The sequence below is a fragment of the Stenomitos rutilans genome (assembly GCF_059505485.1).
In genome coordinates, this window is record NZ_JCACKR010000017.1 from 1 (window position 1) to 19,238 (window position 19,238).

A 19,238-nucleotide genomic window follows, 5' to 3' on the forward strand; every position below is an offset into this window, starting at 1 on the left:
CTGCTAAGCCGCAATCACTATGATTTCCGGTTTTATTGAATCCATAATCCTAAGTTTTATACAGTCTGAGATGAATTGCTGGCATCTAGCCAGCAATTCTCAGCTTGACGAAGCGCTGTTCAAGCCGTGGTAATGCTTGTATTAAAAGTCAGCCGACCAGGTCGTCGATCGCAACAGAGCAGCTACCACTGCGGTTCAAGTTCAAGTTGCTCCTGGACGAGTAATACCAATTTGAATTGAAAATGCGACACATCCTGTAGGGGCAAGGCAATGCCTTGCCCCTACCCACCAATTGATCTGTAGCCATCATTCTTTAAATCGGTATAACTTCGATTAGTTTTAGCCAGACGGATGAAACGAGTCTCTTCGAGAGGCTTTGCCAAGGCCTAGTTTCTGCTGGCAGAATGGGGATGGATTTCTCAGACAAGACAGCTCTAATGCTCTATTCTCGCTAGTATGGCGAGTGGTAATCCAATCCGTGATAATTCCATCAGCGAAGCGTGAAGTTTTGCGTTGGAGGGAGTATGGTCAAAAAAGTTGTGATTGTGGGTTGGTTAGGATGTGTGGCAAAAGAGAAAATTTAATTTGGGCAGTGCTGCGATGCGACATTCGCATCAAAGGCCCTCTCAAGTTACTTCAAGCGTTCGGCAAGTGCTTTCCAGCCTGATCGAGATGCAACTCATGGTATTGAAATCTCCACAAATTCTAGATCAAGTGCTTAAGCGGGACGACACTGAGTGCCTTCACCGGGCGTAATGAATAACACCGAGCTAGAACAGTGAATTTTAGCGGTATGCCAGGTTCCACGAGGCACTACCAGGTAAGCACCAGGCGCATTGAGAAAAACTATTTTTTCGCTGCCATTTTGCTCCAGCACAAAATCTACCTGACCAGACAGCAGACAGACAATCTCATCTCCAGACGGGTGCATTTCCCAACTATCCCAGTCTTTCTCAAAGGTATAGTATGAAACCAGGTGCTTTCCTTTGAAGTCACCAAATTTCTGTTCCAGGTCTTGATAAAAGCGATCGCTCACGGCAATGGGTATTGCATCACCATTTTCCTCAAGCACAACATAGGTAGAACTGAGGTTGAAGCGATCGCTTTCACGGGTCATAGCGTTCTCCTAAATTCAGTGTTTAAAGTGAGTTTATCCATAGGTCGGCTTCTGGGGCCAGCCCGAGGGTGAGTCTTCAAAATCCTCCTGTCGTCCGTAGGGTGTGGTATCCAGGAGACTGTAGGCATCAGTGAGCGATTCAACACCACGGGCATAGGTCGAGTAGGTGTGAAAAACATCGTTGCCCATGCGGAAGAAAACACTGAGACCGTGACTCTCACCCTGCATCACATTTGGTCTGTTGCTTTGTTCCAGATCCGCTTTGTCTCGATAGTTATATTCAAGGGGCGCAATGTTTTCATCCAGCGTGACGTGAAAATCATAGTTGAAATCGCTGCCAAAGGAGGAGTACCACGGGATGTTCCAGCCGTTCAGCTTTTGATAGGCTTCGAGTTTGGGTAAGGGGGCACGAGAAACGAGTACAAAGGTGGTGTCACGATCACCCAACATTGTCAAATCGCTCAGTGCATTGACATAGCCTGTGCAGCCCGTACAGCCTTTGTCCCACTGTGGGTCAAACATGAAGTGGTAGATGATAAGTTGAGTGCGTTCCTCGAACAAATCCCAGAGTTTGACAGAGCCGTTTGTTCCTTCAAACGTGTATTCTTTCTCAAGCTTGACCATTGGTAGTCTACGTCGTTCAGCGTTAATACGATCGCGATGCTGAGTATACTCTTTCTCGTGTTCTAGAAGGGTTTTGCGAGCAGCAAGCCACTCATCTTGTTCAACGATTTTTGGATAGGCTATCTGGTTTTTGATCATTTCAATTTTTCCTTCCACATGAAAACTTTGCTCGTCACCGCGTAGTAAAGGTTAGGCAGCTGGATCGCAGTTGACCATCCAGGGCGTATCAAATAGCAAAACGACTCGCCCAGAAGGTTTTCTGAAGTTCCATGCGGATGGTTCCGTTTTCTGATAGAGCGTGGTAGATACGTTCTGCTTTAGATAGATCAGTGAAGTGGAGCGAGACATAGAGTTCCTCCTTTGATTAGAGCTTTGCTAGATGTACTTTGAGGCGATCGAAACATTCAGACCAGCCGGATTGATGAGCATTACGCGATTCTATTGATTCAAAGATGGCTTGATGGAAAGTCATCAATGTTTGCTCGTTTTGAGCGGTAAACGTGACTGTCACCAGTGCTTCGTGTTTGGGTTGACCATCTTCATCCAGCCACGCGAACGTGAAGACTAATCGTTCAGGTTCAATGATTTCGCGATACACGCCCTGCATCCAATGGTCACTGCCCTGGGGAGATTGAATACAGGCTCGATATGTGCCGCCCGATCGCACATCCATTTGACAGAATGTGGTGACAAAGTCTTTCGGACCTAACCATTGAGCGAAATGTTCCGGTTGTGTCCAAACTTGAAAGACGAGTGTGCGGGGTGCATTGAAGACACGAGTCATGGTTAGCTCGCGTTTTACAGTTGCAACGTCTTCCCCATTGTTTGCTCCCATGTTGCTTCTCCCTCCCATCAATCAAGGGCACACGAGCCAGTCTCAAGTTTTCCGGCACAACGGTAAACACAGACAATAGTTCCTTCACCTGAATTAAGCCGCGAAGCAACGCGTCAGCTTGTTAGGAGGCTCCTTTCAATCGGTCGGGGGGCTTGCCAGTGAAAACCGCCAACTGAGCGTCGAAAGCACGTTTGAAGGCTGGTCTCGCTTCGCCGCGAGCAACATAGGCGGAGAGGTTCGGATATTCTTCGAGCAAACTCGATCCGCTCAGCCTGCGTAGTACCTGCACCATCATGAGGTCACCAGCGCTGAACGCATTGTCGAGCCAGTCGGTGTCCCCAAGCCGATTAGACAACTCGTTCAATCGGCTGCGGATGCGATCCTCGACAATCGGTAGACGCTGCTCATACCAGGTCTTGTCGTGCTCCAAGTACGTGACGATTTCGTGCTGAATGATCGGTGGCTCTACCGTGCTGAGCGCAGCGAACATCCACATGATTGCGCGCGACCGGGCCTTTGCATCCTGTGGTAGGAGTCCTGCATGGCACTCGGCGATATGGAACACGATCGCCCCCGACTCGAACAAGGCGAGATCGCCTACTTCATAGGTCGGAATCTGCCCGAAGGGATGAAGCGCACGATGCGCGGCTTCCTTCATCGCACTGAACGAAACAAGACGAACGTCATAAGGTTGACCCACTTCTTCAAGCGCCCAGCGCACGGGCATATCACGTGCCATTCCCTGTCCACGATCGGGCGACTGTTCAAATGCAGTAATGGTGGGGATCATTGGCAGACTCCAAGTGATTACAAATGGGCGCATCCGGTAGTTAGGGGGGGAGATTGACGCGGGGATGCGGGGATGCGGGGACGCGGGGATTTTGATGCCATTCAAACTCTCCGCGTCCCCGCATCCCCGCATCATCTAGATGCAAACTCGCCTCTAAACTTTGTCGTAGCGTGACACCTTGTCTAACGGATACCGTCTGCTGCACGCTCAATTGTGGCAATGTCGAGCTTGACCATTTGCATCATCGCCTCTTGAGCACGTCGGGCACGGTCTACGTTGGGGTCGTTGAGTAATTCGATCATTCGCCTGGGTACGATTTGCCAGGAAAGTCCCCAACGATCTTTGACCCATCCACAGGCGATTTCCGAGCCACCCTCTGCGAGAGCAGCCCATAGGCGATCGACTTCGGGCTGGTCATCACAATGGATTTGAAATGACACGGCTTCAGTAAACGGAAACTGCGGACCGCCGTTTAGCCCCACGTATTGGATACCAGCCAGAGTGAATTCGACCGTCAAGACCATTCCGGCGGGGCCACTCGGCGTATCAGCGGGAGACTTGCAAATACGATCAATGCGCGAATCTGGCAGCAGGGAGACATAGAACTCAGCCGCCGCCTCAGCGTTGCCGTTAAACCATAAACAGGGAACGATTTTTTGCATAAAGTTTTCTCCATTAATTTCCTTGTTCTGGGCTGGGTTCTAGGTATACCAGCTCCCAAATGTGCCCGTCTAAGTCCTGAAAACCATGACCATCCATAAATCCATGATCTTCAGGTTCTCTGTAAGTGTTGCCGCCCGCTGCAACTGCTTTTTTCACCATTTCATCCACAGCGGCTCGACTCTCGCTAGACAAGCAAACGAGTACTTCAGTGCTTTTCGTCGCATCACAAATTGCATTCGGCGTAAAGGTCTTAACCTGTCGTGCACCAACAGCATCACAAAAACATTGTCAGCCACAATCATGCAAGTTGTTATCTCATCGGTAAATTCAGGATTGAATTTAAAGTCGAGTTGTGTGAAGAACTGCACCGATCGGTCAAGGCTCTCACGGGTAAATTCACAAAAATCTGAGTGCCATCGTTTCTCCTTTGTTCAACTAGCGATCGCTGCTTTTCTCCTCTGTCTGCAATTCCTGGAGATACTCATCCAGGCGATCGAAACGTTGTTCCCAGAATTGGCGATAGTGTTCCAGCCAGTTTGTGACATCCTTCAGCGGTTCCGGATTGAGTTGGCAGGGTCGCCATTGAGCATCTCGACTGCGGGTAATCAGGTGGGCACGGTCCAGAACTTTGAGATGTTTGGAGATGGCAGGTAGGCCCATCTCAAACGGTTCAACGAGTTCTGTAACAATCGCTTCTCCTTGAACAAGCTATGCCAGAATTGCCCGACGGGTGGGGTCAGCCAAAGCGGAGAGTAACACTCAATTGATCTTTTTTAGAGACACTTCGTGGACAGTGGACATTTAGATGAGGAGTATTTAACCGCTCAGTTAACTAAGTATTAGGTTAAATGTACTATTCAAAGCTGTCAAGAGCAATCTCCATTGTTTTGATAAACTTTTGTGTTGAAGTTCTATTTCAGAAGGAGGCCTGTAAACAATGCTGCTGCTGCCAGTGCATCATTGAGCGGCACATTGCAGGCGATCGTCACATCGATCGTGACAACAAGGTAGAACAGGGCATCAACGAGTAAGGAGACAGTAACGGATTGCTGCCATTTGAGCAGAACGGAAACCGCTAGAACGAGACAAGCGAAAGCCGTTCCAAACAAAGCGCTCATGAACAACGGATTATCGCCGTAATATTGATCGATTGCATCGCGGCAATCCCTTGAGATGGTTGAAGTCGAGCTAGAGCAGGCATGACGAAGGTGGAGAAGGCGAAGAAAACTCCTGCTGCCAACCCACAGCCCAAAGCCGTCAACAGCGTCAATGTAAAAAGCCATTGGGGGAGCATTGCCATCTGTTCGCTGAGGTGAATTGCGTCACGCAGTTCGGGGGGTGTTGCTCTGGTGATGTAAAAGCGGCGGCAATCCAGGGTTTATCGACATGGGGGATGGGATTGCGTCCAATATCTCGGTAGGCGATCACTCCATCATAGAAATTGCTTTGATGTGTGGATTCAATAACCATAGTCATTTGAGCAAACAGTTTCGACAATCCACAGGCGTAACTCCAACTGCGTACAGAGGCGATCAGCAACCATAGCCTGCGCCTTGAAAGACCCGATTGAGTTGATTGTTTTTGTATGCATAGATTTCAAAACTGGTGCTTTCGTAGGCTTTACATTGGACGATCGCTTCCTGAACTCCATCACCCGTAAAGCGGCAGGAAATACAACCTGGGTGTGATGAGAAGCGCGATGTCAATGCGCTTCTAGACAGAGAAAAATAGGAGTAGCTAAAGCTTGTGTCATTGATATAATTTACGGCATGGCTGATGATACTGACAGGGAAAAAGTGCAATGATTACCCTACCTGGAGTTGCAATTCAGAGCCAAATCTGTGGAAGTTCAGCCTCTCTGGTCTATCAGGGTGTGAGAGTGCATCGACATCGCAAGAATTTTGAGGAGCATTCATAGCGCTAATGAACTATCTTCACAAGTTTCATTTAGTCGAGGCAGAGAAAGCACGGGTCTTGGGGCAATTTCTTGAGGCAGAAGAACTTTACGAACAAGCGATCGCAGGTGCTGCTGAACATGAGTTTATTCAAGAAGAAGCATTAGCCTATGAATTAGCGGCGAAACACTATCTGGCGCGAGGTCGAGAAAAGTTTGCTCAAACTTACATGAAAGAAGCTCACTCCTGCTATGAACGTTGGGGTGCAACGGCAAAGGTCAAAGATTTAGAAACTTGCTATCCACAGTTCTTTGCTCAGAGGGCAGCTTCTGCATCAACTCATACGATTGTTGAAAATGCTGCTGATCACTCCGCTATCGCGACTTTAGCGCAACAGGTCGCTGAACGAACCGCAGCGTTACAGAAAAGTGAAGCGAACTACCGCAATCTGATCCAAACTGCGAATTCAATCATCATTCGCTATGATCCGCAAGGACGAATTCAGTACATAAATGATTATGGGCTAAGATTTTTGGGTTATGAGGAAAATGAGATTTTAGGGCACACCTTACTCGAAACGATTGTTCCAGAAACTGAAATCTCTGGACGCGATCGCAAACAATTTATTCAAGATCTACTTCGCAATCCCGCATCCTACCAACACGCAGAAGGTGAGAACTTGTGTCGAGATGGCAGACGGGTTTGGGTTGCCTGGTCAAATCAAGCCATCTTGGATAAACAGGGACAGATCGTAGAATTTTTATCCGTTGGCAATGACATCACCCAGCACAAACAAGCAGAAGAGGCATTACAACGCAGTGAAGCCAAGTTCCGAACGATCTTTGAAAACTCGCAGGTTGGCATCTACCGCACCCGCACCTGTGATGGCTTAATTCTCAATGCCAATCAACGCTTTGCCGATCTGTTGGGCTTTGATTCACCAGAGGAAATCATTGGACTGGAACACACCATCGGCTATTGGGTCAATCCCAGCGATCGCCAACAAGGCATTGAGTTGATGAAGCGGGATGGGGAAGTGCGAAGCTTTGAAGTCCAGATGCGAAAACGAGATGGGACATTGTTTTGGGGACTTTTCTCTTCTTATCTGAATGCAGTCGATGACTACATCGAAGGCGTGATTGCAGATATTAGCGATCGCAAACAGGCAGAAATAGCACTGCAAGCCTCTGAAGCAGAACTGCGAGCGCTCTTTTCAGCCATTCCCGATCCAATCTGTATCTTCAATGCTGAGGGGCAATTGATCTGTGCCATTCAAGGAAATCCGTCCTATGGAGAGTTGCATCGGGAGGAGTATATTGGCACAACACTGCATCAACTTTATGCTCAGGAACAAGCGGATGAGTTTCTGCATTACATTCAGCAGGTGCTGAGAACCCAAGAAGTTTTCACCGTTGAATACAGCCAATGGATCGCCGGACGAGAAATCTGGTTTTCGGCTCGCATTGCTCCAATTCAGCACGAGCAGGTGATTTGGTTGGTGCGAGATATCACACCGCAAAAACAAGCAGAAGCCGCCTCGATTTTAGAAGAGCGGAACCGCATGGCGCGTGAAATTCACGACACACTCGCTCAGGCGTTTACAGGCATTCTGGCTCAGGTAGGAGCCGCAAAGCAGGTGCTAACGGATGATTTAGAAGCAACTGAGGCACATCTAGACCTGATCAAAGAATTGGCGCGAACTGGACTGACTGAAGCGCGGCGATCGGTCGTCGCGCTCCGTCCTCAGCTTTTGGAGGAAGGCAGTTTACAGAGCGCTCTCCATCGTCTCGTCGCTCAAACCAGGGCTACCGCAACTAATACCACTTTGTATGATGAGATCAAGGGTGTGGTATATACTCTACCCACTGAGGTTGAGAGTAACCTACTGCGGATGGGGCAGGAAGCATTAACCAATGCGATTAGACACGCCAATGCTGACGAAATTCGAGTGGAGTTAGTCTACGATCGCAATCAGGTTTGTTTGCGTGTGGCAGACAATGGACAGGGCTTTGGCGTTGGGAGTATTCCATCCTCTGAGGGGTTTGGCTTACTCGGCATGAGCGAACGGGCAGAGCGCATTGGCGCACAACTCACGATTCGGAGTCAACCTGGACAAGGGACAGAGATTATGGTGGTAGTTGGGGTATAAGGTGAAATGACTACTCCACATCTCACACCCCACACCCCACACTCCACACCCCCAATCCGAGTTCTGATCGCGGACGATCATGCTATTTTTCGGCAAGGACTAGCCACGATTATTAACCGTGATCCAGATATGCAGGTGATTGCACAAGCCGAAAATGGTGAACAGGCGATCGCGCTATTTGAGGAACACCAACCGGATGTCACGCTAATGGATCTGCGAATGCCGGAAGTGGAAGGAGTTGCTGCTATCAGTGCAATTTGTGCGACTGCTAAATCCGCTCGGATTATTGTACTGACCACCTATGATAGTGACGAAGATATCTATCGGGGATTGCAGGCAGGCGCAAAAGGATATCTGTTGAAAGAAACTGAACCTGACGAGCTTCTGAATGCGATTCGTACCGTTCATCGAGGTCAGCAGTATATTCCACCTGATGTGGGAGCAAAGTTAGTGCAGCGCCTCAGCAATCCAGAACTGAGTGAAAGAGAACTGGCAGTCTTGCGCTCACTGGCACAAGGGATGAGCAATGCTGACATTGCGACTGCTTTGAGTATCGGGGAAGGCACGGTTAAATCTCATGTCAATCGAATTTTGAATAAGTTAGATGTTAGCGATCGCACCCAAGCTGTGATTGTTGCCGTTAAGCGCGGCATTGTCAGTTTATAGGATGCACTTTCGATCAACTTCGAATTCTAACTTAAGTTATAGCCAGCTTTCTACACTGCGATCGCATAGTTACTCTATCAATTTGTACTGTGAAATTTTTAACTCACTGTAGACGACGACTTGAAGGCGATTTCCTATATTGAATTTATGCAAATAGAGATGCAGCCAAGGGATCGAGCAAGTCAATTGCAAGGTTTCCTGTCTGCTACGGATGTAGAAAAATGGATGACGATCGCAGCCCCAGTTCCTTACGTGTCCCACCGTCAACCCAAGACTGGATGCAAGGTGTGCTGAGTGCCGAGGTTGTGCTGGTGATGTATGGAGACTATCAAGACTCCAGAAGTGCGAACGTTTACAAGCTAATTCAAGGGATCAAACGACAGCTTAGTGAGTCTTTTGGAGAGAATTATTTATGTTTTATCTTCCGTCATTTTCCACGAACACAGATTCATCCTCATGCTCAACGGGCAGCCGAAGCTGCCGAAGCTGCTGCTGCCCAAGGACAATTTTGGTTAATGCACGACACTTTATTTGCCCATCAACAAAGGTTGGAGAACGGTTATCTTATCGAGTATGCCAATGATTTAGGGCTTGATATTCCTCAGTTTCTCAAAGAGTTGTCTAAACAAGTGCATGGCGAGCGCATCAATGAAAATATCACAAGTGGAATACAAAGTGGAGTAATAACTGCTCCAGCCCTATTTACCAACAACATTCGATATACCGGACACTGGAAAATGACAGAGTTGATGGCAGCTATGATCGCTGCAAGACATTGATCTGCCCGATTCCTACTTCCAATTCACATCTGATTTGTTTGCGAGTGCTAATGAGCTATCTAGTTCTAATGGCTAGCCTTTGCCTGCAAGTACTTGACTATATTCATATTCACCTCAAAGGACTTAAGACACAATGAGAAAGCAACTTGTTAATCCCCCAGAACGCTACGATGGCAGACCGCACGGATTGTCCCATGCTGTTGTCGATACCACAACGGGCACCGTTTACATTTCGGGTCAAGTAGATTGGGACACGAACCACCAGATTTCATCCCATACCGTCGAGGGGCAACTTTCAAAGGCGCTGACGAATCTAACCATCGTCCTAGATGCAGCAGGAAGCTCGATCGAGAATCTGCTTAGCGTTCGCATCTACATTCGGGGTGAACTTGGAGAGTTCCTTGAGGATATTGCACCGATTCTAACGCAATATCTGGGAGAGTCGCGCCCAGCGCTCACTGGCATCGGTGTTGCCTCACTCGCTTCTCCAGAAACATTAGTTGAAATTGAAGCAACAGCAGCACTGAAGTAGTGGAGATAGTTCACGTAAATAAGACTCAGAGAAAACACGATCGCATGGGCGTGGCTTTACATAGAGCCAATTCAGAGCCTGATGAATTGATAGCGACAACTAGGAGAAAGATGATGAAATCGACCACAACACAACGCTCAATTTCCGGAATCACTGCGATGCTTGCTAAAACTACTCTATCAATCGTCGTCACAGCAGGAGTGGTTGGGGTTTTGCGAATGCATCCGGCGATCGCTACCCCTCCACATCAACAATCTCCTATTCTCGTTGCAACCGCCTACACGAATCTCACATTACCGACTTTGAGTCGGGGCGATCGCGGCACAGGAGTGCGAATGTTGCAGCAAATTCTCTTAGATAATGGGTTCTTACCCGCTGCTGGAGTCAGGTTGGAAAATCCGAGTGGTGCCGCTGTTGATGGTGCATTTGGCGCGATTACAGAGTCTGCGGTGAGAGATTTACAACGACGCTACAACATCCCCGTTACAGGATGGGTCAACCCGGTGACTTGGGAAGTGCTGGATAGGCAGGAGAATCCCTATCGATCGCCGCTTCCCTGGAAACCGTATTAATCACTCAGAAAAAACTTATGAGGAAACTTCCAATGAACAAGATTCTCTCCATATTCCAACGCTCTCCGCGAATTGTCTCAGCAACGATCCTGCTCAGTCTATTGGTGCTATTCAGTGTTCCATCTTTGGCTCAAGTCAATTCACAAGTGATTCCCAGAATTGAAGTAATTGAAAGTTCTCAAGGAATTCCACCTGCCTACCGTTTGGTCATTAGTCGATCGCAGGACATCGTATATGTTAACTGTCCTACGAATTTTGAGCCTGAGTTGAATTATCTACGAAATGTGAAAGCACTTCAGTGTAAGCGTTCTCCCAGATAACTAGGGGCTGTCATCAATTCTAACTGCACTACCGATGGTGAAAGAGTTGTAGCCTCTAGTTTGTTTGCTTGGGCGGGCGTGACAAGGCTCATGCCTCAAGCATTTCCCCTTTAATTGATGACACGCCCTAGCGGTCAGATCCAAGCACTACATCCATGCACGAGTCAAGGAGACAAAGATGAAGCTTAAAGCAATCAAAGGACATCAGGGAATCGGAACGGACGTGAAAGGCGCGACTTACGTGGAAGCTGCGAGGTGGGGTAAACATCGGGGATGGCGGTATGTTCTGGGGCTGATGATCATCCTCTTTGCGTGGCTGATCGTCGGGACTGGTGCCAGCCTCCTCGTCGCGTTCGCGCTCAGCGGTCAGACGAATCATACCGCGCTCAGCCCCGTCGGGCAATTCCTCTATATCATGGTGGGTTTTCCGTTCTTCTTGGCGGGAATCATCCTCGCCGTCTCCCTCGTCCACCGCCGCCCCCTCCGGACGCTGATCACCGCACGGGAGAAGATCAGCTGGCGGCGTATTGGTCACGGATTTGTGGCGTGGTTCGTGCCATTCTGCCTGATCGGTGTGCTGGGAGAGTACCTCTTTTACCCCGACACCTTCTCCTTCAACTCTAACCTTACGCCGTTCGTGATCTTCGTCCCGCTGGCACTGGTTGTCACCGCGATCCAGACGACCACCGAGGAGCTTTTCTTTCGCGGGTACATCGTGCAGGGTGCAAGCCTGATCTGGTCTAACCGCATCTTTCTGGCGATCGTGGCAGCCGTGATCTTCACCCTGCCGCACCTCCTCAACCCGGAGGCGATTGCAGGCGGCTGGCTCACAATCTTTTTCACCTACTTCCTTGTTCCAGGTCTGCTGTGGAGTGTGGTCTCATTGATTGACGGAACCACTGAACTCGCCATCGGCGTACACTTCGCGAACAATATCGGCGGGGTACTCCTGTTCAACATCACTGGAAGTGCCTTGCCCTCACCCGCTCTGTTCACAATCAGCGAGTACCACGCGACCTACGGGGCGCTATCAGTGCTGGTTGCAATCCCTGTGTTTTTGGCGATCGCCTACAAGGTGTTCAAACGCGATAAGGCATCCGAACCCGTTTCCCAGAGCGATCGGGATGGTCGTCGGTGATCTCGTCAGTTCATAAAACGATCAGCAAATGGATCAAAGGAGTTGATCATCATGCGTACTGAACAAAGGAACACAATGAATAAGCCCGAGTTTTTTGTCACCCCTGGTTATGGAGAACGCCTGCTGAATCAATTGCATTACTCGCAAGCCGTAAAAATTGGCGATCGAGTTGAGATATCAGGGCAAGGCGGTTGGGACGACAATCTGCAAATCCCCGAATCGCTTGCGGATGAGATTGCTCAGGCGTTTCGGAACGTAGAGCGAACCTTGGCGACTGCCGGTGCGGGTTGGGAGCACGTTGTCCACGTCAATTCTTACCATGTTGGCGGGTTTCCCCCAGAGGTTATACCAATTTGAATTGAAAATGCGACACATTCTGTAGGGGCAAGGCAATGCCTTGCCCCTACCCACCGATTGATCTGTAGCCGTCATTCTTTAAATCGGTATTAACGATGTGATGGTCAAGCTATTTCGTCATTACATGCCCAACCATGCCCCAATTTGGACAGAGGTAGGAGTCGCAGCGCTTGGACTTCCAACGATGCGGATTGAGATCCGTGTTACTGCAATCACGAGCTAAAACCGATGGAGAGATTCAGATGTCAGAGAAAAATAAAGCAATTTTATTAGAGGCAAACGCGGCGATCGCTGAAGGCAACAATGAAGGATTCTTGTTGTTCTGCGCCGACGATACGCAATGGACATTTGTAGGCGACAAGACCCTTAAAGGAAAAGAAGCTGTTCGCCAATGGATGGCAACGACATATGTAGAACCGCCAAAGTTTATGGTCGCTAACTTAATTGCTGAGGGTGATTTCGTCGCGGCACTCGGCGACATCACAATGAAGGACGAAGACGGGAAGACGGCTCATTACTCGTACTGCGATGTCTGGCGCTTTCGCGGCAGCAAGATTGTCGAATTAAGGGCTTTCGTCATCAAAACCGAGGTCAAGGATGAAAAAAGTATCTTCTAATCACCCACAGAAGCCCCTCGCCGCGTCCACACCGAACAAGGTCTCCCGTCCTGGCTGGCTTGAAATCATTGTGGGTCTTGTCGTCTTCGCGATCGTCGGATTCGGGGTTGGCTCGCAACTCAAGTGGCTCGGTCTTGACCCCGTGGTTCTCGGACTGGTCTTCACCTCGCTCTCCGGCATCGCTGGCATTGCCGGATTCGCAGCGGCAGTGTTGCTGCGGATTCGTTCCCTGAGAACTTTCGGCGTGCGCCCGGTCTCCAAACGTTGGCTGCTCATCGGGGTCGGAGTCGGACTGGTTGCCTTCGTGCTCAAGGGACTGGCAGTTCTGGGCTGGATTCAGATCACTGGGAACACCAACAATGTCCAGGGTGTTTACGCAGAGGGCGGTAGCGGCGGGGTACTATCTCTGGTTTTAGCGACATTTTTCATCGGGATCGTCACGCCTATTGGTGAGGAGTTGCTCTTCCGGGGTGTCATCACTAACGCACTGCTGCGCTACGGTTCGTTCATCGGGGTCGTGGGTAGCACCCTGCTCTTTGCCCTCGTTCATGGCATCAACATCGTCTTTCCCACAGCCGTAGTCGCGGGTCTTGCCACTGCCGAGATCTTCCGCCGCAGCGGATCGGTCTGGACTGCTGTCATCGTTCATGTCGTTTTCAACTTGCCCGCGATTCCGGTGATGGTAGCTGCTGGCATGAGGTGATAGAACGCGCGCTCAGGCAACAATGAAGGATTCTTGTCGTTCTGCGCCAACGACACGCAATGGACATTTGTAGTCGACAAGACCCTTGAAGGAAAAGAAGCCGAGAAATAATCGAGTCAGTCAATCTGCAACTCAAGTTTGAACCTAATAGGAAAGGCTGAAGTGAGTCAATATCTGTTCTCAGGGCAGAATGCGGGCACGATGGTGGTGAAATTGAACTGCGCCAAATGAAGTGTCTCGCTACTACTGAATAGACTCTTCTTGACAAAATCAACATTAAGCAATTCATCATGCAATATCTTTCACAGGATTTAATCCTTCTTGCACTCAATCCCGAAACTGGGAAAACTCGCTTCTCTTTCTACTCTGCGCTCGACTATGGCTTAGTCGGTTCTGTGTTACTAGACTTAGTCCTGCAAGGCAAACTTGAGATCGACAACGACAATCGTGTGATTGGTGCGATACGTGCTTCACACGGGCAAGCCACGGCAGGTAGCACAGGCAATGAATTCTTAGATCAACGTCTCAACGAGGTTCTAGCATCGTCTCGTCCTCGAACTGCAGGGTTCTGGGTGACTCGTTGGAGACGAAGATACAAAGGAATTCAAACGATTGTGTTGCAGAACTTAGTCGATTTAGGGGTTTTAGAACGACAAGAGCAACGCATTCTTGGTCTATTCCCAACGCAGCGATATTTCCTAAGGGATGAATCTATTCAACGCGAGATTGTCCAGCAAGTTCGCACAGCCGTGTTAGAAGGCATTGGACTGGATTCTCGTATGGCAGCATTGATTAGTTTGATGCAAGCCTCTCGCCTGACCGATGCGGTGTTCAGACCGGAAGAACGTCTGACCGTGCGATCGCGAATTAGAGCGATCGCAGAAGGGGAGTTGGTCGGTAAAGCAGTTTCAAAGGCGATTTTCACCATTCAAGCAGCCACGACTCTGGGCGCAATCAATGGCGGATGAACGAAGGAGATTAAATCAATGGCAGTTTTGAAACAATTTGGGATTCTATTTGTGTTGGGCATTGCGGGAATTGCGATGCTTGCGATTACCTCGGTTTCATTAATTGAGCAACAATTGGCGAAACTGTCTCCAGAAATGCTGGCAAAAGTTCCGCCACTGTGGGTTTTAATGCTGCTGCAAGGACTACAGCCTACAGTTCTACTAGCAATCAGCATTCTGATTGGAATTGGCTGTGCCAATCGCGTTGGATTACGCTCACATTTGATTGACTACTGGGTACTTCATACCCCTAAGATTCCATATTCTGCCATTGAGATGAAATGGAGCTTGGGTTTGGGTGCAGCGACGACAATCATTGTCCTGTTGCTTGATCGGTTCATGAAACCTGCTCTACCTGAAGCGCTACAGGCAGCCAATCACACAGAACCAAATGGGCTGAGTTCACTTACAGCAATGCTTTATGGCGGCATCACTGAGGAAATTCTGATGCGCTGGGGCTTAATGTCGCTGCTTGTTTGGATCGCGTGGAAAGGACTAAAACAAGGCGTTACGTTGCCAAGTCAAGGGATTTACCAAGGTGCGATTGTGCTAGTAGCGCTGGTATTTGGACTTTTACACCTGCCCGCAACTGCTGCGATCGTTCCACTCACTCCGCTGGTGATAATCCGAGCAATATTACTCAATGGGATTGCTGGTATTGCGTTTGGTTGGCTCTTTTGGCAATACTCGCTTGAGGCTGCGATGTTATCCCATGTCAGCTTTCATGCCCTTTCCTTTGCTCTTAGCCTTTTGTTGGCAAGATTTGTCTAAGCTTTTTTCCAAAGCGATTTCACGATTATTTCAAGAGAGAACAACCGGACTTGATTTTAGGAGAAGCACAATGATACTTCAAGATAAAGTGGCGTTAGTCACTGGAGGCGCATCAGGAATTGGTCAAGCAACCGCGATCGCCTTCGGTGCGGCAGGTGCAAAAGTTGTCTTCTCAGACATCCGCAGTGTAAAAGGTGAAGAAACTGCTGCTCTGATTCGCGAGACTGGGGCGGAATGCTTGTTCGTGAAATCCGATGTATCGAGTGAAGCGGATGTTCGGGAATTGATGCAAAAAGTAATCGCCACCTACGGCAAACTCGATTGTGCCTTTAACAATGCTGGCATTGATCTTGCTGTTAAACCGCTGCACGAACAATCGATCGCGGATTTTGACCAGATCATGTCAATCAATGCGCGAGGGGTATTTCTGTGCATGAAATATGAAATTCAACAGATGCTCACCCAAGGCGCAGGCGCGATCGTGAACAATTCATCCACAAATGGTCTCGTTGCGCTTCCAGGGATCTCTCCCTACGTCGCCAGCAAACATGCAGTGATGGGGCTGACGCGATCAGCTGCTCTCGACTATGCCAAACAGGGGATTCGGATCAATGCTGTCAATCCGGGTCCCATTGCGACTGACCTCATGGCTCGTAGCGCTGACCAGATGGGCATTACGTTCGATGATCTCGGATCTATGGTTCCAATGGGACGGATCGGTCAGGCAACGGAAATTGCTCAAGCGGTTGTGTTTCTCTGCTCTGATGCTGCTAGCTACATTACGGGACAACCCTTAGCGATCGATGGCGGCTATACAGTGAGTTGATGGTTGATAGCGGACTCACAGTGAATCGATCCATCAACAAATCAAACCGCGATGGCTCGTTGAAGTGATGGTCAACTCTACAATTTTAAGGCGGTGAAAAAATGATTCAGTACAAAGATTTTGCGCCTCGCATTACGGAACGGGGGCCCTTCGGCGGCGCCTCCGAGTATGAAATTTTCGCTGAGGTTGTGAGTGCTGTCAATCAGTGGATCGAAAGTAGCACGATACAGGTGATCAATGTTGAAACCGTTGTTTTACCCGATCGCATCGAAGGTACAAGTGATGGTGTTTACGGAGTGAGGGTCAGCAATGGTGTCTACCCAGTGATGATCAGTCAAGGCGTAACCGTCAATTGCTTTCAATGTGTGCGGGTCTGGTACAGAGAATAGCTTTTTTAATAAAAACTGGAGAACAACAAAAATGATTCAAAAAATACGGCTGCGCCGTGCAGCCCTGTTCGCGATCGCGCTACTTTTTACTACCCATTTCGCTTCCGCCTGCACGGACTCTACAACAATGTCCACAGCAGCGATGCCTCCAATCACCTATCCTGAAACCAAGCGAGTCGATGTCGTCGAGAAGCCTTTCGGACAGACGATCGCCGACCCCTACCGCTGGCTAGAAAACGATGTCCGCAACGACAAGAAAGTCGCCGCCTGGGTCGAAGCACAGAACAAAGTCACCAACGCCTATCTCAATACGCTGCCGGGTCGAGATATCTTTAAGGATCGACTCAAGCAGTTGTACAACTTTGAGCAATTTTCGATTCCGGTCAAAAAGGGGGGACGGTATTTCTATCTCCATAATTCTGGACTTCAGAACCAACCCGTTCTCCATGTCCGAAACAGTGTGGATGGCGCAGGGCGTGTGCTGATCGATCCGAATCGCTGGTCAAAAGACGGAGCGACTGCACTGGCTGAATGGTCAGCATCCGACGATGGCAAGCGTGTGGCTTATGCGGTGCAGGATGGCGGCACGGACTGGCGCACGATTCGAGTGCTGGACGTAAACACGGGCAAGGTACTGGACGATGAGATCAAATGGGCAAGGCTTACCAACATCGCCTGGATCAAGGACGGGTCTGGCTTTTTCTACGCCCGCTTTCCTGAACCGAAGCAAGGCGAAGCGTTCCAGGCAGTTGCAGAAAATCAGACCGTTTATTTCCATCGGCTCGGCACGCCCCAGACGCAGGATCGACTGGTCTATGCCACTCCAGATCAGCCGACCCTAGTGCATACCGTTGACATCACCGCAGACGGGCGTTATCTCACGATCGTTTCCACGCCCGTTTCAGTCGGCAACAAACTGACTGTGGTGGATCTCCAGAGCGCCGACTGGAAACCCCGTAAGCTGGTCGATAAGCTCGATGATGAATGGAGCGTCGTCGGCAATGTGGGGACGAAGTTTTTCCTCAGAACCACTCAGGATGCGCCGCGCCGCAAGGTGGTGACGATGGATATCGCCGCTGCCGACCCAGTGATTACGGCTGTGCTGCCAGAGCAGGATGCGGTTATGGGCAATACGTCACTGATCAGTGGACGGTTGCTGGTTTCCTCTTTCGTTGACGTGAAGACGGAGATTCGACGCTACACATTGGATGGCAAGGCGGATGGTGTGGTGAAACTGCCGGGTATCGGCACGGCTGGCGGTTTTAAGAGTGACGAGGATGATCCAGAAACCTTCTTCATCTTCACCAGCTTCAACACTCCAGGCATGATCTATCGATACGATGTCGCCAGCAACACGGCACGGGTGTGGGCACAACCCAAGGTAGCGATCGATCTCAACCGAATCGCAGTCGAGCAGCGGTTCTACAAGTCAAAGGATGGCACCCGCATCCCCATGTTTATCGTCCGGCGCAAGGATGTGACCGCAGCCGCACCGACCCTGCTCTATGCCTATGGCGGCTATGGAATCCCGATGCTTCCCGCTTTCTCGCCGGAGGCTCTGGGGTGGGTCGAACAGGGTGGAGTGTACGCGATCGCCAATATTCGCGGCGGCTCCGAATATGGCAAGGCATGGCACGAAGCGGGTCGTCGTCAGAACAAGCAGAACGTCTTCGATGATTTCATCGCGGCGGGCGAGTATCTCAAGGCAGAGGGCATCACGCCCCAAAATGGCTTGGCGATTCAGGGCGGATCGAATGGCGGACTCTTGATTGGTGCAGTGGTCAATCAGCGACCGGATCTGTTCGCCGCTGCACTGCCCCAGGTTGGTGTGATGGATATGCTCCGCTTCGACCAGTTCACAGGTGGGAAATTATGGTTAGACGAATATGGGTCTCCGTCACAGGAAGCGGATTTCCGTAACCTCTTGAGCTATTCGCCTTATCACAACATCAAGTCTGGCAAGGCATACCCCGCAATTCTCGCCACGACTGCCGACACCGACGATCGCGTCGTACCCAGTCACACCTTCAAATATGTCGCTGCGCTCCAAGCGGCGGAGATTGGTGACAAACCTCACCTTGCCCGCATTGAGACGCGAGCGGGACATGGAGCGGGCAAGCCCATCGACAAGACCATTGAGGAAACAGCGGATATGTGGGCTTTTGCCGCTCACTGGACAGGGCTGGATGTAAACGATCGAACACGGTAACGGAACATCCCGGTGAACGGGTATGAAGCAACACAGGAGGTCGATATGCGGTATGAAAATCGATTTGCAGGTGGCCTCCCACCCTACACCCCAGTTGTTGAAGCTATGCCACGCCTCTGACCCCCCAGTCCAGAATCGACTGCATCAGGTAATTTCCTGCCAGGGAAGGTAAGAGGCAGCGGTTTTCGGAGTTGTTGTGAAACGTGGTTTGTGCGTTTGTCAACGAGCTGTACTAAAGTTTGCAGCCAGCTACCAACTTTAGTTAGAGTGAACCCTCTC

General features: G+C 49.8%; 26 protein-coding genes. 16 read left to right on the plus strand and 10 right to left on the minus strand.

What is annotated here, in order from left to right; all coding sequences use genetic code 11:
- Positions 1-718: 718 nt before the first annotated feature.
- The 10 genes from AC5JLP_RS01235 to AC5JLP_RS01280 all read right to left on the minus strand — a co-directional run bounded on the left by AC5JLP_RS01235 (position 719) and on the right by AC5JLP_RS01280 (position 5,499).
- The gene (locus AC5JLP_RS01235) at positions 719-1,117 is read right to left on the minus strand and encodes a cupin domain-containing protein (protein WP_496066072.1); all 399 of its coding nucleotides are present in this window, start codon (positions 1,115-1,117) and stop codon (positions 719-721) included.
- Between the two features lie 33 nt (positions 1,118-1,150).
- Positions 1,151-1,879 carry a DUF899 domain-containing protein gene (locus AC5JLP_RS01240; RefSeq protein WP_496066073.1) on the minus strand — a complete coding sequence of 243 codons (729 nt, stop codon included), beginning with the start codon at positions 1,877-1,879 and terminating at the stop codon, positions 1,151-1,153.
- Positions 1,880-1,930: 51 nt separating this feature from the next.
- A complete protein-coding gene (locus tag AC5JLP_RS01245) occupies positions 1,931-2,089 on the minus strand; it encodes a hypothetical protein (RefSeq protein WP_496066074.1) in 159 nt (52 codons plus the stop codon).
- 16 nt (positions 2,090-2,105) lie between these two features.
- Entirely contained in the window at positions 2,106-2,576 is a 471-nt protein-coding gene (locus AC5JLP_RS01250) for an SRPBCC domain-containing protein (protein ID WP_496066075.1), read from the minus strand.
- Positions 2,577-2,697: 121 nt separating this feature from the next.
- Complete coding sequence (locus tag AC5JLP_RS01255; RefSeq protein WP_496066076.1) at positions 2,698-3,366, minus strand: glutathione S-transferase family protein; 669 nt, start codon at positions 3,364-3,366, stop codon at positions 2,698-2,700.
- Between the two features lie 182 nt (positions 3,367-3,548).
- Positions 3,549-4,028, minus strand: a complete 480-nt coding sequence (locus AC5JLP_RS01260) for a VOC family protein (protein WP_496066077.1) — start codon at positions 4,026-4,028, stop codon at positions 3,549-3,551.
- 13 nt (positions 4,029-4,041) lie between these two features.
- Entirely contained in the window at positions 4,042-4,197 is a 156-nt protein-coding gene (locus AC5JLP_RS01265; protein ID WP_496066078.1) for a VOC family protein, read from the minus strand.
- Positions 4,198-4,464: 267 nt separating this feature from the next.
- The gene (locus AC5JLP_RS01270) at positions 4,465-4,689 is read right to left on the minus strand and encodes an ArsR/SmtB family transcription factor (RefSeq protein WP_496066079.1); all 225 of its coding nucleotides are present in this window, start codon (positions 4,687-4,689) and stop codon (positions 4,465-4,467) included.
- A 251-nt stretch (positions 4,690-4,940) separates the two neighbouring features.
- Positions 4,941-5,312: an anthrone oxygenase family protein gene (locus AC5JLP_RS01275; protein ID WP_496066080.1), complete on the minus strand. Its 372-nt coding sequence runs from the start codon at positions 5,310-5,312 to the stop codon at positions 4,941-4,943.
- Positions 5,296-5,499, minus strand: coding sequence for a hypothetical protein (locus tag AC5JLP_RS01280; RefSeq protein WP_496066204.1), 204 nt, complete (start codon positions 5,497-5,499; stop codon positions 5,296-5,298). The genes AC5JLP_RS01275 and AC5JLP_RS01280 overlap by 17 nt, the downstream gene beginning before the upstream one ends.
- On the opposite strand from AC5JLP_RS01280, the gene AC5JLP_RS01285 reads away from it, so the two are divergent.
- The 16 genes from AC5JLP_RS01285 to AC5JLP_RS01360 all read left to right on the plus strand — a co-directional run bounded on the left by AC5JLP_RS01285 (position 5,479) and on the right by AC5JLP_RS01360 (position 18,959).
- Positions 5,479-5,574, plus strand: a complete 96-nt coding sequence (locus AC5JLP_RS01285; protein ID WP_496066201.1) for a helix-turn-helix domain-containing protein — start codon at positions 5,479-5,481, stop codon at positions 5,572-5,574. The genes AC5JLP_RS01280 and AC5JLP_RS01285 overlap by 21 nt on opposite strands.
- A 378-nt stretch (positions 5,575-5,952) precedes the next feature.
- Positions 5,953-8,073, plus strand: coding sequence for a PAS domain S-box protein (locus tag AC5JLP_RS01290; protein WP_496066081.1), 2,121 nt, complete (start codon positions 5,953-5,955; stop codon positions 8,071-8,073).
- 6 nt (positions 8,074-8,079) lie between these two features.
- A complete protein-coding gene (locus AC5JLP_RS01295) occupies positions 8,080-8,739 on the plus strand; it encodes a response regulator (RefSeq protein ID WP_496066082.1) in 660 nt (219 codons plus the stop codon).
- 221 nt (positions 8,740-8,960) lie between these two features.
- Positions 8,961-9,518 (plus strand): DsbA family protein, encoded by a 558-nt coding sequence (locus tag AC5JLP_RS01300; protein WP_496066083.1) that lies wholly within the window; start codon positions 8,961-8,963, stop codon positions 9,516-9,518.
- Positions 9,519-9,651: 133 nt separating this feature from the next.
- The gene (locus AC5JLP_RS01305) at positions 9,652-10,050 is read left to right on the plus strand and encodes a RidA family protein (RefSeq protein ID WP_496066084.1); all 399 of its coding nucleotides are present in this window, start codon (positions 9,652-9,654) and stop codon (positions 10,048-10,050) included.
- Positions 10,051-10,208: 158 nt separating this feature from the next.
- Positions 10,209-10,622, plus strand: a complete 414-nt coding sequence (locus AC5JLP_RS01310; protein WP_496066085.1) for a peptidoglycan-binding domain-containing protein — start codon at positions 10,209-10,211, stop codon at positions 10,620-10,622.
- 498 nt (positions 10,623-11,120) lie between these two features.
- A complete protein-coding gene (locus AC5JLP_RS01315) occupies positions 11,121-12,080 on the plus strand; it encodes a CPBP family intramembrane glutamic endopeptidase (RefSeq protein WP_496066086.1) in 960 nt (319 codons plus the stop codon).
- Positions 12,081-12,155: 75 nt separating this feature from the next.
- A complete protein-coding gene (locus AC5JLP_RS01320) occupies positions 12,156-12,437 on the plus strand; it encodes a Rid family hydrolase (RefSeq protein WP_496066087.1) in 282 nt (93 codons plus the stop codon).
- A 100-nt stretch (positions 12,438-12,537) separates the two neighbouring features.
- Positions 12,538-12,660, plus strand: coding sequence for a hypothetical protein (locus tag AC5JLP_RS01325; protein ID WP_496066088.1), 123 nt, complete (start codon positions 12,538-12,540; stop codon positions 12,658-12,660).
- A gap of 19 nt (positions 12,661-12,679) precedes the next feature.
- Positions 12,680-13,054 (plus strand): nuclear transport factor 2 family protein, encoded by a 375-nt coding sequence (locus tag AC5JLP_RS01330; protein ID WP_496066089.1) that lies wholly within the window; start codon positions 12,680-12,682, stop codon positions 13,052-13,054.
- The gene (locus AC5JLP_RS01335; protein WP_496066090.1) at positions 13,035-13,757 is read left to right on the plus strand and encodes a CPBP family intramembrane glutamic endopeptidase; all 723 of its coding nucleotides are present in this window, start codon (positions 13,035-13,037) and stop codon (positions 13,755-13,757) included. Before AC5JLP_RS01330 ends, AC5JLP_RS01335 begins: the two co-directional genes overlap by 20 nt.
- A 290-nt stretch (positions 13,758-14,047) precedes the next feature.
- Positions 14,048-14,725, plus strand: coding sequence for a GOLPH3/VPS74 family protein (locus AC5JLP_RS01340; RefSeq protein ID WP_496066091.1), 678 nt, complete (start codon positions 14,048-14,050; stop codon positions 14,723-14,725).
- Between the two features lie 18 nt (positions 14,726-14,743).
- Positions 14,744-15,535, plus strand: coding sequence for a CPBP family intramembrane glutamic endopeptidase (locus AC5JLP_RS01345; protein ID WP_496066092.1), 792 nt, complete (start codon positions 14,744-14,746; stop codon positions 15,533-15,535).
- Positions 15,536-15,605: 70 nt separating this feature from the next.
- On the plus strand, positions 15,606-16,361 hold the full coding sequence (locus AC5JLP_RS01350; protein ID WP_496066093.1) for an SDR family oxidoreductase: 756 nt from the start codon (positions 15,606-15,608) through the stop codon (positions 16,359-16,361).
- A 101-nt stretch (positions 16,362-16,462) separates the two neighbouring features.
- Complete coding sequence (locus AC5JLP_RS01355) at positions 16,463-16,750, plus strand: hypothetical protein (RefSeq protein ID WP_496066094.1); 288 nt, start codon at positions 16,463-16,465, stop codon at positions 16,748-16,750.
- 31 nt (positions 16,751-16,781) lie between these two features.
- Complete coding sequence (locus AC5JLP_RS01360) at positions 16,782-18,959, plus strand: prolyl oligopeptidase family serine peptidase (RefSeq protein WP_496066095.1); 2,178 nt, start codon at positions 16,782-16,784, stop codon at positions 18,957-18,959.
- The last annotated feature ends 279 nt before the right edge of the window (positions 18,960-19,238 follow it).